This window comes from Micromonospora endolithica, from assembly GCF_003626595.1.
Classification (GTDB): Bacteria; Actinomycetota; Actinomycetes; order Mycobacteriales; family Micromonosporaceae; genus Micromonospora; species Micromonospora endolithica.
Genome location: NZ_RBAK01000005.1, coordinates 231439 through 244912 on the forward strand (window position 1 = coordinate 231439; position 13474 = coordinate 244912).

Below are 13474 nucleotides of genomic sequence, written 5' to 3' on the forward strand. Positions count from 1 at the left end.
CCGGGCGCGGGTAACCGCGGAGGGGTTGACTAAGGTCTGTCACGTACGGACCGGTGCCGGCTCCGACAGACCCTCCGGGAGGCGACACGATGAGCGGCGGGCTCTACCGCAGCGCGAACGCCGCCCAGGGGGGCGGCACGCCCGGCGACCAGCGGCCGTCGGACGGCGCCACCTTCATCTCCGCCGAACCGCTCAACCAGCCGGCGCTGGAATCGACCGCGCCGCCGCAGGAGCAGGTGGCCGAGGCCAGCGCCGCGACCAACAGCGCGATGATGGCGGTCCTCAGCCTGGTCAGCCGGGGTACGGGCTTCCTGCGGAACCTGGTCATCGGTGCCGCCCTGGGCGGCGCGCTGGTCGGTGACGCCTACACCACGGCGCAGATCCTGCCCGGCATGGTGTACGAGTTCCTGCTCGGCGGAATCCTCACCAGCGTGCTGATCCCGGTGCTGGTGCGCCGCCGCAAGACCGACGCCGACGGCGGTCAGGCGTACGCTCAGCGGCTGCTCACCCTGGCGGTGCTGGCGCTGGGCGTGGCGGCGCTGCTCGCGGTGGCCCTCGCCTCGCCGCTGACCTGGCTGTACGGCGGGGACGAGTCGGCACCCGGCTACTCGGGCCTGGTGACCGCGCTGGCCCGGCTCATGCTGCCGATGATCTTCTTCTCCGGTCTGAGTGCGCTGATCAGCGCGGTGCTCAACACCCGCGGCCACTTCGCCGCGCCGATGTGGGCACCCATCCTCAACAATCTGGTGGTGATCGGCACCGCCGGCCTCTACATCGCGATCTTCGGCGCGGAGATCGTGAGGCCGGAGGACATGACCACCGGCCGGGTCCTGCTGATCGGCGGTGGCACCCTGCTCGGCGTGTCCATCCAGGCCGCGGGTCTGCTGCCGGCGCTGCGCAAGGTGGGGTTCCGGTGGAAGCTCCGGTTCGACTTCCGCAAGCTCGGCCTGGCCGAGCTGGGTCGGCTCGGCGCTTGGATGATCTGCTACGTCGCGGTCAGCCAGGTCGGTCTGATCGTGCTGATCAACCTGCTCAACCGGGCCGGCAACGAGAACGCCGCCGGTCCACTGATCTACAACAACGTCTTCCTGCTGCTGATGACCGCGCACGGCATCATCGCGGTATCGATCATCACGGCGCTGATGCCCCGGATGAGCGCCGCCGCCGCGGACGGCCGGTTCGCCGACCTCACCGCGGATCTGTCCCGCGGCACCCGGACCGTGTCGGCGGTGCTGGCGCCCATCGCGGTCTGCTACGCGGTGCTGGCCACCCCGATCGCGTTCACGCTGTTCCGCATCGGTGCCTTCACCGAGGAGAACGCGACCGCGACCTCGCTGGTCCTGCTCGCCGCCGCGGTGGCGCTGGTGCCGTTCGCGATCAGCCAGCTCTTCACCTTCGCCTTCTACGCGTTGCCCGACACACGTACCCCGGCGCTGATCAACATCCCGGTGGTCGCCCTTCGGATCGGGGTGCAGATCGTCCTGTACGTCGCCTTGTCGGCGACCTTCGTCGGTGCCGGCATGATGATCGGCAACGCGGTGTCGTACCTGGCCGCGGCCATCGCCTCGGCCTGGCTGCTGCGCCCCCGGGTGGGCCGGATCGGGCTCGGCGACATCCTGCGCACCCTCGGCCGGGTGGCGCTCGCCGCGCTGGGCGCGGCCCTGGCCGGTCTGCTGGTGGTGAAGCTGCTGCCCGGCGACGACACGCCGACCCGGCTGGAGGCGATCGTCCAGTTGGTGGTCGGCGGTGCGGTCATCGGCGGGACGTACCTCGGCCTGGCCATGGTGCTGCGGATCCGGGAGATCACCGACGTCATCGGCATGGTCCGCGGTCGCCTCGGCCGTTGAGGTGTCCCGGAAGGCTGCCGGGATGGACCACACGCTGAGTGAACGAGGATCACCAGGCTGGGGATGCGGCTGTGGATAACTTCGCGATCGACCGCTCAGCGACCCTGTCGGCCTGTGGATAACCAACCGGACGGCTGAGTATGGGGGGCCATCCGGTGGGAATCCCGGTGCAGCGTCGGGGTCGGCCACGTACCCGGTCCGGCCCCTCCGGCGACCCGGCGACGCCGACCTCTAGATTGGACGGGGCATGTGCCGGCAACATGGCCGACAACGGTCGTAACGGGACCAGACCGCCGACAACCCGGCAGCTCGGCCGGTGACGGCGGGAAGATGACATGTCGGGGAGGCGGCCGGCACGGGTAAGGTCGCTGTCAACGGGTACGGCAGGCGCCGGCGCTCGCGCCGACACCGGTCGACCGGTCCCGGGAAGCAGAGCGGAAGCCACATGCCCAGCAGTGCGGGTCCATCGATCGACACGATCACCGAGGGAGGACGGGTGACCCAGGTCGGCGAGGGTCAGGAGGCGGAGGAGAGCGCGCCGCCGGTCATGACCTTCGGTGCTCCCACGGCCGGTGAGATCCTCGCCGAGCGTTACGAGCTGGTCGAGCACATCAACAACGACAGCGCGGGCCGGCTGGTCTGGCGCGGCGTCGACGTCGTGCTGCGCCGTCCCGTCGCCGTCGTGCTGCGCTACCCGGGCGGCGACTCCGCCACCGAGATGCTCCAGGCCGCCGTCGCGGCGAGCCGGGTCATCCACCCCAACCTGGTCGGCGTCTACGACGCGATCGACGAGGACGACCGGGCCTACGTGGTGCGCGAGTGGGTCGACGGGCACTCGCTGCGCGAACTGGTCGCCGGCGGTCCCCTGGACCCGGCCCGGGCCACCGCTGTCGGCAACGCCGTGGCCAGCGCCCTCGCCGCCGTCCACGCCACCGGAATGGTGCACGGCAACGTCCACCCCGGCACCGTCATGATCAGTGACGACGGCCGCGTGGTGCTGGCCGACGCGCGCACCGACGGCGCGGACAGCCAGGACAGCGACGTCCGCGCGGTCGGCGGCGTCCTCTACTTCGCGCTCACCGGTCACTGGCCGCACGCCGAGGTGCCGCTGCACGGGGCCACCGCCGGCCACGGCCGTGCCTCGATCCCGGACGCGGTCCGGGACGCCGCCGGGCTGCTGGCCGCTCCCCGGCAGGTCCGGGCCGGTGTGCCGGCATACCTCGACGACCTGACCATGGACCTGCTCGACCCGGCGGTCGCGCCGCCGCCGTCGGACGTGCTCGCCGCCGAGCTGGCCCGGCTGGACGTCCCCGCCGACGACCACTACCTGGACAGCCCCGGGCCACTGCGGTTCGCCGCGGACACCGACGAGGAACCGTCGCCACTCGCCGCGGCCGGCGGCCGGAAGGTCGCCATCGGCATCGCGGGCCTGCTCGCGGTCGCCCTGGTGGGTCTGCTCATCGGCATCAGCGCGCTGGGTGACGACAAGTCGCCCGACACGAACCCGGTCGCCGCGCCCAGTTCGAACGCTCCGGCCGACGGCGGGGAGGCCACCCCGGCGGCCGCCGCCGTCCGCAAGCTGGCCGTGCAGGACGTCCGGATCGTCGATCCGGACAGCAAGGTGCGCGACGAGCTGGGCGGCGCCGACAAGGTCGTCGACGGCGACCCGGACAAGTCCTGGGGCACCCACACCTACACCACGGCCGACTTCGGCAAGCGCAAGAAGGGCATGGGGGTCTGGCTGGACCTCGGGGCGCCGCACAACATCAAGACCGTGCAGGTCAACCTCTCCGCCCGGGGCACGTCCGCCGTCCTCTACGCCGGTTCCACGACACACCCGGCCACCTCCAACGGTGACAAGCAGCTCCTGGCGGACTACCAGCGCACCCAGATCGGGCAACCGTTCGAGGGATCGCAGACCGGCACCACGATGAACTTCGACGGTTTCCAGCCGGACCAGAAATACCAGTACCTCCTGGTCTGGATCACCCAGCTGCCTTCGAACGACCGGGGCTACCAGATCGACGTCGAGGAAATCACGGTCCAGGGGTCGTGATCCGCCCGGCCCGTTCTGGTCACCGCCCCCGCCGGACGCGGTGGTGACCGTGGGCGGTGAGCAGCGGACCGGACCGGTGGGCGGCAGGAGCGGCACACCGGTCCCGGCGGGCGGCGACCCGGTCGGACCGACCGACCTCGACCTGCTGCACGCCCACGTCGCCGGCGACCGGGACGCGTTCGCCGAGCTGTTCCACCGGCACCGGGACCGGCTGTGGGCGGTCGCCCTGCGCACCATCGGCGACCGCGAGGAGGCCGCCGACGCGCTTCAGGACGCGTTGCTGTCGGCCCACCGGGCCGCCGGCCGGTTCCGGGGTGACTCGGCGGTGACCACCTGGTTGCACCGGATCGTGGTGAACGCCTGCCTGGACCGGATCCGCCGCCGGCAGTCGCACCGGACCGTCCCGCTCCCGGACGGGATGCACGGTGCCGGGTCGGCTACCGGCGGCGTGGAACCGGCCGCCCCGGCCACGGACCACGACACCGCGCTGGTCGTCCGGGACGCCCTCGCCGCACTGCCCGTCGAGCAGCGGGCCGCGCTCGTCCTGGTCGACGTGCAGGGCTACCCGGTCGCCGAGGCGGCGCTGATCCTGGGCGTGGCGGAGGGGACGGTCAAGAGCCGGTGCGCGCGGGGCCGGGCCCGGCTCGCCCGGTCGCTGGGGCACCTGCGGCCCCGATCGGCGGAGCGCGGCCAGGTCAGCGGCGCGGTGCCGGGCGAGGAGGCCGTGCCGGCCGTCACGCCGGGGAACCCCGGGGCCCCCGGCGGCGTCGGATCGGGGTCGGGGCGGGCCCGGCGGGACGCCAGTCAGGAGGACGCGTGACCCGGGAGTTCCACGAGGTCGATCACGACCTGCTCGCCGACTACGTCGGCGGGGCGCTGGACGGCACCCCCGAGGAGGCCACCGTCGCCCGACTGGTCGACGAGGAACCGGCCTGGGCCGACGCGTACGCCCTGCTCGCCCCGGCTGTCGCGGACGTCCGCGCCGACCTGTCGGCGTGGGGGGCCACGGCGTTGGCCATGCCCCCGGAGGTGACCGACCGGTTGACCGCCGCCCTGGCGAGGGCCGAGGACCGGGACGGCGCCGCCGGTGCCGGAGCGACCCCGGATCGGCACACCGGCAGCCCGGTGCCGGCGCAGCCGCTCGGTGGGCGCCGTCCGGAGGGCGTACCCCGACCGGCTCCCGACCAGGGCACGGCGGCCGGCCCGGGCCGGCGGCGCCGGCGCTGGACGCGGCTCGCCGGACCGGTCGCGCTGGCGACGGTGTCGATAGCGGTGGCCGGCCTCGGTCTGCAGCAGCTCGCCCAGCGCGGCGACGACGCGACGACGACGAGCGACGCGGCCCGCCCCGAGGTGGCGGCTCCGGCGGCCGGTACGCCGTTCCGGACCACCGGGCCCTTGCTGAGCACCGGAACCGACTACTCGGCCGAGGCACTGAGCGAGCCGCCCGCCGCGCAGACCCGGCAGTTCGCCAGCAAGGCCCCGGCCGGCCAGCCGGGGGTGACGAGCGAGGATGGCCGCGTCGCGGGCCCGATCGGGCTCGACCGGCTGCACGACCCGGCGGCGATCGACGCCTGCCTGACCGCCGTCACCGCCGAGCACGGCGACGCCCCGATCGTGGTCGACACGGTGGACTTCGCCCGGTTCCGGGGTGAGCCGGCGCTGGTCGTGTGGTTCACCGACGCGGCGGGTGCCCGCTGGTCCTGGGCGAGCGGCCCGGAGTGCGGCATCCCGGGGTCCGGCTCCGACGTACGCTTCCGTACCCGGGTAGGGTGAAAACGCGGTCACCGGCCGTCTGGTCGTCCACGTGACGTGACCCACCGGATGCCCGGCTCGGGAATCCCCGGTTCGTACGATGACGTTCTGCACATCAGGCTGCCGGCATCCGCGCGAGGCGTCGGCATCGGATCGGCACCGGTGCGCGCGCCGGGGCCGAACACACACCATCGGGAGACGGCAGTGGACGAGGTCCGCAACCTGATCATCATCGGCTCCGGGCCGGCCGGTTACACGGCGGCGGTCTATGCCGCGCGCGCCAACCTCCGCCCGCTCGTGATCGAGGGCGTACAGTCCGGCGGCGCGCTGATGACCACCACCGAGGTGGAGAACTTCCCCGGCTTCGCCGACGGCATCCTCGGCCCCGAGCTGATGGACAACATGCGCAAGCAGGCCGAGCGGTTCGGCGCGGAGTTCCTCACCGACGACGTGACCCGCGTCGAGTTGAAGGACACCGGCGAGACCGGATCGGACGCGGTGAGCACCGTCTGGGTCGGCGAGACCGCCTACCGGGCGAAGGCCGTCATCCTCTCCACCGGCTCGGCCTGGCGGCCGCTCGGCGTCCCCGGCGAGCAGGAATACCTGGGCCACGGTGTCTCGTCCTGCGCCACCTGTGACGGCTTCTTCTTCCGCAACCAGCAGATCGTGGTCGTCGGCGGTGGCGACTCGGCGATGGAGGAGGCCAGCTTCCTCACCCGCTTCGCCGAGTCGGTGACCATCATCCACCGCCGCGACTCGTTCCGGGCCAGCAAGATCATGGCCGACCGGGCGCTGGGCAACGAGAAGATCAAGGTGGAGTGGAACTCGGTGGTCGAGGAGATCCTCGGCGACGACGGCAAGGTCTCCGGCGTACGGATCCGCAACGTGCACACCGGCGAGAGCACGGTGCTCGACGTGACCGGCGTCTTCGTGGCCATCGGTCACGACCCGCGCAGCGAGCTGTTCCGCGGTCAGGTGGAGCTCGACGACGAGGGTTACGTCAAGGTCGAGGCGCCCGGCACCCGCACCAACATCCCCGGCGTGTTCGCCGCCGGTGACGTCGTCGACCACACCTACCGGCAGGCGATCACCGCAGCCGGCACCGGCTGCGCCGCCGCGCTGGACGCCGAGCGCTTCATCGCCACGCTTCAGGGCTGACCAGACAGTTACCCAACCCCGAGGAGGGTCGTAGTGGGAGCAACCAAGGCGGTCACCGACGCCAGCTTCGCCAGTGAGGTTCTCAAGTCCGACAAGCCGGTTCTGGTGGACTTCTGGGCTGAATGGTGCGGCCCGTGCCGGAAGGTCTCTCCGCTGCTGGAGGAGATCGCCGGCGAGATGGGCGACCAGGTCACCATCGTCAAGCTCAACATCGACGAGAACCCGGAGACGGCACGCGCCTACCGGGTGATGTCGGTGCCGACCCTCACCGTCTTCAAGGACGGCGAGCCGGTGCAGTCGATCGCCGGCGCCAAGCCGAAGGGCGAGCTGGTCAAGCTCATCCAGTCGGCCCTCTGAGCGACGTACGACCCCACGCCGACCCCGTACCCGGACCCACCGGGTGCGGGGTCGGCGTCATTTTGCCAGCGTGGCCACCTCGCGGCCGGTGAGCGCCTAACGTCAACCCCGAGGCCGCCGCCCGGCCACCAGTCTCGTCAGAGGGGGTCGTGCGTGCGTCCGATCCGACCCGGCGACCGTGGACCCGCGGTCACCGAGATCCGTACCGTCCTCTCCGCCCTCGACCTGCTGGGACCGGCCACCACCCCGGGCGCCGACGAGTTCGACGCGCACACCGAACGCGCCGTCCGCGCCTTCCAGCAGTCCCGGGGACTCAGCGTCGACGGGCGGGTGGGCGCGGAGACCTGGCGTGCGCTCGACGCCGCCCGCTGGCGGCTCGGTGCCCGCACCCTCTACCACGCGGTGCCCGAACCCCTCACCGGCGAGGACGTCCGGGCGTTGCAGGAGCGGCTGCTGGAGATGGGGTACGACGTGGGTCGCGCCGATGCCATCTACGGCGTCCGGACCTCGCGGGCGGTCGCCCAGTTCCAGCGGGAGGTCGGGCTCACCCCGGACGGCTCCTGCGGACCGCACACGATGAACGCGCTGCGCCGCCTCGGCCGCAAGGTCGTCGGTGGCCGGCCGCAGTGGCTGCGCGAGTCCGACGCCATCCGGCAGTCCGGGCCGACCCTGGTCGGCCGAACCGTGGTCGTCGACCCCGGTCACGGCGGCACCGATCCGGGGGTGGTGGTACCCGACGGGCCGCTGCGCTGGACCGAGGCGGAGCTGGTGCACGACCTGGCCAGCCGGTTGGAGGGGCGGCTCGCCGCCGCCGGGGTGCGGGTGCAGCTCACCCGGGGACCGGCGCCGCGCGCCTGCCTGCCGGACGAGGACCGCGCCCAGCTCGCCAACTCGCTCGGCGCCGACGTCTTCATCTCACTGCACTGCGACGGGCACGCCAATCCGGCGGCGGAGGGCGTCGCCACCTACCACTACGGCACCGACAACGGCGTCACGTCGGCCACCGGGGAGCGACTGGCCGGGCTGGTGCAGCGGGAGATCGTCGCGCGTACCGGGCTGCGGGACTGCCGTACCCACGCCAAGGCGTGGGACCTGCTCCGGCTGACCCGCATGCCGGCCGTACGCGTCGAGATCGGCTATCTCACCTCGGCCGCCGACCGGGCCCGCCTGGTCGACCCGAGGTTCCGGGACACCGTGGTCGAGGCCCTCGTCGCCGCCGTGCAGCGGATGTACTACCCGATCGAGCGGGACGTGCCGACCGGCTCGATCGACGTCAGCGAACTGCGGGCGGTGGTGGCCGCCGGCACGGTGGTCGACTGAGCGACCTCAGCGCGCCGTGGATCTCGTCGCCGGGGCCGGCCGGACCGGGCGCAGCAGCGTCTCCGGACTCATCGAGCCGAGCAGCTTCTCCAGCGCGTACTCGACGTCGGACTTCCAGCTCAGCGCCGTCCGCAGCTCCAGCCGCAGCCGGGGGTAGCGGGGATGCGGCCGGACCGTCTTGAAGCCGACCGAGAGGAAGAAGTCGGCGGGCGCGACACAGGTGCCGGTGGGGTCCGCCGCGTCACCGAACTTGGCGTCGCCGAACGCCTCGATCGCCTTGATCCCCCGCTTGGTGAGGTCCCGCGCGACCCCCTGCACGAGCATCCGGCCCAGTCCGCCCCCGGCGAACGCGGGAACCACGTTCGCGGTCATCAGCAGCGCCGCGTCGGCGGAGACCGGGGAGGTGGGGAAGGCCATCGAACGCGGCACGTACGCCGGTGGCGCGTACAGCACGAAACCGGCCGGCATGCCGTCGACGTAGACGAGCTTGCCGCAGGAGCCCCACTCCAGCAGGGTCTGCGAGACCCAGGCCTCCTTCTCCAGCCCCGGGTCGCCGGCCGCGCAGGCCCGGTCCGCGGAGACCGGGTCCAGCTCCCAGTAGACGCACTGCCGGCACGGGCGGGGCAGATCCTCCAGGGTGTCGAGGGTCAAGCTGACCACACGTCGCGACATCGGCGCATCCCCACATTAGGCTCAGGGTGAACCGGCACGGACCGCCACCGTCCCTGCCCCCGACGAGCGATCGTACGCCGCGAACGGACCCGGCGGGAGGGGACGCGCGAAACCCCACCCGGACGCGGTGCCGGTCCGGGATGTGGACGATCAGTGCCGCTCCGGCGACCGACCGCCCGTCGGCGACTAGTATCGGCACTCGGCGTCCCGAGCCGCCCATGGTCGCCGGAGTCCCGGGTACCACCGGGACTCGGAACCACCCGAGCTGCCATCGAGGTGATGTCATGACCGGCACGACGCTCGACGACTACACCGACCGCTACGCCCGCCGGGTACGGGGCATGACCGCCTCCGAGATCCGCGCTCTCTTCGCCGTGGCCAGCCGTCCCGAGGTGGTCTCCCTGGCCGGTGGAGCCCCCTACATCGCGGCGCTGCCGCTGGACGCGGTCGGTGAGATGCTCGGCCGGCTCGGCTCCGAACACGGCGCGACCACCCTTCAGTACGGCATCGGCCAGGGCACGCTGGAGCTGCGCGAGCGGATCTGCGAGGTGATGGCGCTCTCCGGCATCGACGCGGCGTGCGGCGCCTCCCCCGAGGACGTGGTGGTGACCGTCGGCGGTCAGCAGGCGCTCGACCTGGTGGCCCGTCTCTTCCTCGACCCGGGTGACGTGGTGCTCGCCGAGGGGCCGACGTACGTCGGCGCACTCGGGGTGTTCCAGGCCGCCCAGGCCCAGGTGGTGCACGTGCCGATGGACGAGGACGGGCTGATCCCGGAGGCGCTGGAGACGGCGATCGCCGAGCAGGCGCGCTCCGGTCGTCGGGTGAAGTTCCTCTACACCATCCCGACCTACCAGAACCCGACCGGCGTGACGCTGACCGAGGAACGGCGGGAGCGGGTGCTCGACATCTGCGAGCGCGCCGGCCTGCTCGTGGTCGAGGACGACCCGTACGGTCAGCTCGGTTTCTCCGGCGACGCGCCGGCGCCGCTGCGCGCACGCCGCCGGGACGGGGTCTTCTACCTCAGCACGTTCTCCAAGACGTTCGCGCCGGGCCTGCGGGTCGGGTGGATCCTCGCCCCGCACGCGGTCCGCGACAAGCTGGTGATCGCCAGCGAGGCGCAGATCCTCTGCCCGAGCGGCTACGCGCAGGCCGCCGTCTCCACCTACCTCGCCACCATGCCCTGGCGGCAGCAGCTCAAGGTCTACCGCGAGGTCTACCGCGAGCGGCGCGACGCGATGCTCGACGCGCTGGCCGACCTGATGCCGGAGGGCACCACCTGGACCGTCCCCGCCGGTGGCCTCTTCGTCTGGGCCACCCTGCCCGACGGGCTGGACTCGAAGGCGATGATGCCGCGGGCGATAGCCGCCCGGGTCGCGTACGTGCCGGGCACCGGCTTCTACGCCGACGGCACCGGCAACGACTACATGCGGCTCAACTTCTCCTTCCCGCCGCCGGAGCGGATCCGGGAGGGCGTCCGGCGGCTGGCCGGCGTCATGGAGCAGGACATCGCGATGCGGCGGGTGTTCGGGGCGGTGGGCCGTCCCGGTGGGCGACGCGGCCGGGCCGGTTCGGACACCCCGGGTCCCGACTTGGCATGATGCCGGCATGGGTCCCACCGCTGCCGAGCGTTCCGTCGTGACCGATCCCGCCGCCACCGCCGACCTGCGCGTGCTCGTACTCGCCGGTGGCCTCTCCTACGAGCGGGACGTCTCGCTGCGGTCGGGGCGACGTGTCCTGGACGCGCTGCGTGCGGTCGGCGTCGAGGCCGAGCTGCGGGACGCCGACGTCGCCCTGCTGCCCGCGCTGACCGCCGACCCACCGGACGCCGTGGTGATCGCCCTGCACGGCGCCACCGGCGAAGACGGCTCGCTGCGGGGCGTACTCGACCTCTGCGACATCCCGTACGTCGGCTGCGACGCCCGCGCGTCCCGCCTGGCGTGGGACAAACCCTCGGCCAAGGCGGTGCTGCGGGAGGCCGGCATCCCCACCCCGGACTGGGTGGCCCTGCCGCACGACCGCTTCTCCGAACTGGGCGCTGTCGCGGTACTCGACCGGATCGCCGACCGACTGGGCCTGCCGCTGATGGTGAAGCCGGCGCAGGGCGGTTCGGGCCTGGGCGCCGCCGTGGTCCGGGAGGCCGCGGCGCTGCCGGCCGCGATGGTGGGTTGTTTCGCGTACGACCCGACGGCGCTGGTGGAGAAGTACGTAGCCGGCATGGACGTCGCGGTCTCGGTGATCGACCTCGGCGACGGGCCGCGTGCCCTGCCGGCGGTGGAGATCGTGCCGCGCAACGGGGTGTACGACTACGCCGCCCGCTACACCGCCGGTCGTACCACCTGGCACACCCCGGCCCGGCTCGACCCGGCGGTGGCCGACGCGGTCGCCGAGGTCGCCCTCGCGGCGCACGGCGCCCTGGGTCTGCGCGACCTCAGCCGGGTCGACCTCATCGTCGACCCGGCCGGCCAGCCGCACGTGCTGGAGGTCAACGTGTCGCCGGGCATGACCGAGACCTCGCTGCTGCCGCTCGCCGTCCAGGCGGCGGGCCTCGACTTCGGCCGGGTCATCGGTTCGTTGGTGGCCCGCGCCGCCGCCCGCCGCCGCTGATCTTCCGGTCGGGTCCTCCGGGGTCGGCCTGGTCCTTCCGGTCGGGCCTGGTACTTCCCGGTCGGGCTCAGTCTGCCGGGCGGGCCTGGACGGTGGTGGCATCCCGGCCGCCGTCGACGCCGTCACCACCGCTTCCATCGGGGGGCTCCTCAGCGCCGGCCCCGCGGTCGGTGCCGCCGTCGCCGGACTGGTCGCCGGTGGCTTCGCTCTCCGTGCGGTTCTGGTCCGCACCGTCCCCGTAGTCGTCGCCATCTCCGCGGTCCACCCCGTCGGCCCGGTTGTCGCGGTCGACGTCGACGCTCCGGCCGGTCCGGCCCACCGGGTCACCGCCGGTGTCACGGCTGGTGTCCGTGGCGGTGTCGGCCGGCGGCAGGGGAATCTCCTCGGAAGCCTCGATGACCGAGACGGGCTCCTCCTCGACGTCCGGGCCGGGGGCGGCAGCCGCGGCGGCGAGGCTCGACGGCGCCTGCCACTGGATCCGGGGCGGCTCGGCGAGCGGGCGACCACCGAACTCGGCCAGCCAGGCGGCCACCATCGCCAGGTTCTCCCGCCACTGGTGCTCGGGAATCGGCGGCAGGATCGAGTCCCACAGCGACAGGAACGTGCCCCGCAGTTGAAGCTGGCCGTAGGGCCGGGCCAGGAACCACATGTGCAGGTGCGCCGAGCCGTCGCCCCACCGGTTCACGTGTACCCGGGCGACGCCGTCGAGGGAGCGGATGGCCTTCTCGAGCCGGACCGTCATCACGCCGAGTTCGGCGGCCAGCAGGTTCGGCAGGTCACCCAGATCGAGATGTGAGCGGGATTCGAGGATCAGGACCATCGGCAGGCCGGTCGGCCGGTCCATCGCGCGGACCCGCCACCGTTCACCCACCCAGATGTACGCGTCGTCGGGCGCGTTGCAGGCGGTGCATTCCCGGAGGCCCTCGCCCTTGCGGGGCGGCTCGACCGGGACCGGATCGTCGAGATGCTTGACCCGAAGGTCACCTTCGAAGGGAAAGGACGGCCACTGGGTGAAGTCCGGGACTGAGGGAGGGGTGTCGTGCACGACGCTGACCCTAGTCGCTCGCGCCACCGCTGTCCCTACCCGATCCATCGGTCCCTGCCGCTCCTCGCGGGACGCGGCCAGGCTCCTCAACAGCGATATCCACAGGCTGCTGAGAGCCCGGCCACACCGCGTCATCCACAGGCCAGCACCCCGTTTCACGCGCTGTTTCACGTGAAACAGGGGCGACCTGTGGACAACGGGTGTGGATAACTTTTCCCGGCTGGCGATATCCCGGCTGCGCCGTTTCACGTGAAACGGCGCGTGAGCCACCGGAGCCAGAACGGGGCCTCCCGCCGTCCGGCCGATAGAGGCCGAGCGGCGCCCTTTCGAGCTGATGTCGTGGTTGCATCGCCAGCGCCCCGAGGAGCCGCAGCGCCCCGGTCTTGCCCGGCCTCGGTCCTTGCCCGGCCTCGGTCTTGCCCGCTCTCAGTCTTGCCCGTTCCGGGGAGTGCGGGCCCGGGCCGATCCGTCCACGACATCAGCTCGAAAGGGGCCGGCATCGCCCGTGCGAGCGCTGCGGGGACTCGCCCCAGCCGCCCGAGCGCGTCGCCCCGAGCGCCTCGCGCCCGTGCCCACACGCGGTAAAGCCGGCCCTCATGGCGCGCGGGGGCCGCGCCTCTTGCCCGGCAGGAGGCGCGGCCCCTGGCCCGCGCGCGGGGGGTC

Annotated in this window: 11 protein-coding genes; 9 read left to right on the top strand and 2 right to left on the bottom strand. The window is 72.8% G+C overall.

Features of this window, described 5'->3' with window-relative positions:
• Nucleotides 1-89 precede the first annotated feature (89 nt).
• The 7 genes from murJ to D7223_RS15555 all read left to right on the top strand — a co-directional run bounded on the left by murJ (nucleotide 90) and on the right by D7223_RS15555 (nucleotide 8490).
• A complete protein-coding gene (gene murJ, locus D7223_RS15525) occupies nucleotides 90-1847 on the top strand; it encodes a murein biosynthesis integral membrane protein MurJ (protein WP_120729106.1) in 1758 nt (585 codons plus the stop codon).
• A gap of 445 nt (nucleotides 1848-2292) precedes the next feature.
• Nucleotides 2293-3903 carry a protein kinase family protein gene (locus tag D7223_RS15530; protein WP_120729107.1) on the top strand — a complete coding sequence of 537 codons (1611 nt, stop codon included), beginning with the start codon at nucleotides 2293-2295 and terminating at the stop codon, nucleotides 3901-3903.
• A 76-nt stretch (nucleotides 3904-3979) separates the two neighbouring features.
• A complete protein-coding gene (gene sigM, locus D7223_RS15535; RefSeq protein WP_120729276.1) occupies nucleotides 3980-4723 on the top strand; it encodes an RNA polymerase sigma factor SigM in 744 nt (247 codons plus the stop codon).
• Nucleotides 4720-5676, top strand: coding sequence for a serine/threonine-protein kinase (locus tag D7223_RS15540; RefSeq protein ID WP_120729108.1), 957 nt, complete (start codon nucleotides 4720-4722; stop codon nucleotides 5674-5676). Before sigM ends, D7223_RS15540 begins: the two co-directional genes overlap by 4 nt.
• Before the next feature lie 183 nt (nucleotides 5677-5859).
• The gene (gene trxB / locus D7223_RS15545) at nucleotides 5860-6813 is read left to right on the top strand and encodes a thioredoxin-disulfide reductase (RefSeq protein ID WP_120729109.1); all 954 of its coding nucleotides are present in this window, start codon (nucleotides 5860-5862) and stop codon (nucleotides 6811-6813) included.
• A gap of 33 nt (nucleotides 6814-6846) precedes the next feature.
• Nucleotides 6847-7170 (top strand): thioredoxin, encoded by a 324-nt coding sequence (gene trxA, locus D7223_RS15550; RefSeq protein WP_120729110.1) that lies wholly within the window; start codon nucleotides 6847-6849, stop codon nucleotides 7168-7170.
• Nucleotides 7171-7323: 153 nt separating this feature from the next.
• Nucleotides 7324-8490 (top strand): N-acetylmuramoyl-L-alanine amidase, encoded by a 1167-nt coding sequence (locus D7223_RS15555; protein ID WP_120729111.1) that lies wholly within the window; start codon nucleotides 7324-7326, stop codon nucleotides 8488-8490.
• A gap of 6 nt (nucleotides 8491-8496) precedes the next feature.
• Here the strand turns inward: D7223_RS15555 and D7223_RS15560 are convergent, their stop codons facing one another.
• The gene (locus D7223_RS15560) at nucleotides 8497-9162 is read right to left on the bottom strand and encodes a GNAT family N-acetyltransferase (RefSeq protein ID WP_120729112.1); all 666 of its coding nucleotides are present in this window, start codon (nucleotides 9160-9162) and stop codon (nucleotides 8497-8499) included.
• A 284-nt stretch (nucleotides 9163-9446) separates the two neighbouring features.
• Here D7223_RS15560 and D7223_RS15565 point away from each other — a divergent pair, with 284 nt between their 5' ends.
• Nucleotides 9447-10760: an aminotransferase-like domain-containing protein gene (locus D7223_RS15565; RefSeq protein WP_120729113.1), complete on the top strand. Its 1314-nt coding sequence runs from the start codon at nucleotides 9447-9449 to the stop codon at nucleotides 10758-10760.
• 7 nt (nucleotides 10761-10767) lie between these two features.
• Entirely contained in the window at nucleotides 10768-11766 is a 999-nt protein-coding gene (locus tag D7223_RS15570) for a D-alanine--D-alanine ligase family protein (RefSeq protein ID WP_120729114.1), read from the top strand.
• Nucleotides 11767-11833: 67 nt separating this feature from the next.
• Here D7223_RS15570 and D7223_RS33580 read toward each other — a convergent pair whose 3' ends face one another.
• On the bottom strand, nucleotides 11834-12859 hold the full coding sequence (locus tag D7223_RS33580; protein ID WP_475038390.1) for a hypothetical protein: 1026 nt from the start codon (nucleotides 12857-12859) through the stop codon (nucleotides 11834-11836).
• Between the last annotated feature and the right edge of the window lie 615 nt (nucleotides 12860-13474).

Bases quoted from the DNA above. Each gene is read 5' to 3' on its own strand.
- murJ (WP_120729106.1), top strand. From the start codon at position 90: ATGAGCGGCGGGCTCTACCGCAGCGCGAACGCCGCCCAGGGGGGCGGC.
- D7223_RS33580 (WP_475038390.1), bottom strand. From the start codon at position 12,859: ATGGATCGGGTAGGGACAGCGGTGGCGCGAGCGACTAGGGTCAGCGTC.
- D7223_RS15565 (WP_120729113.1), top strand. From the start codon at position 9,447: ATGACCGGCACGACGCTCGACGACTACACCGACCGCTACGCCCGCCGG.
- D7223_RS15560 (WP_120729112.1), bottom strand. From the start codon at position 9,162: ATGTCGCGACGTGTGGTCAGCTTGACCCTCGACACCCTGGAGGATCTG.
- D7223_RS15530 (WP_120729107.1), top strand. From the start codon at position 2,293: ATGCCCAGCAGTGCGGGTCCATCGATCGACACGATCACCGAGGGAGGA.
- D7223_RS15570 (WP_120729114.1), top strand. From the start codon at position 10,768: ATGGGTCCCACCGCTGCCGAGCGTTCCGTCGTGACCGATCCCGCCGCC.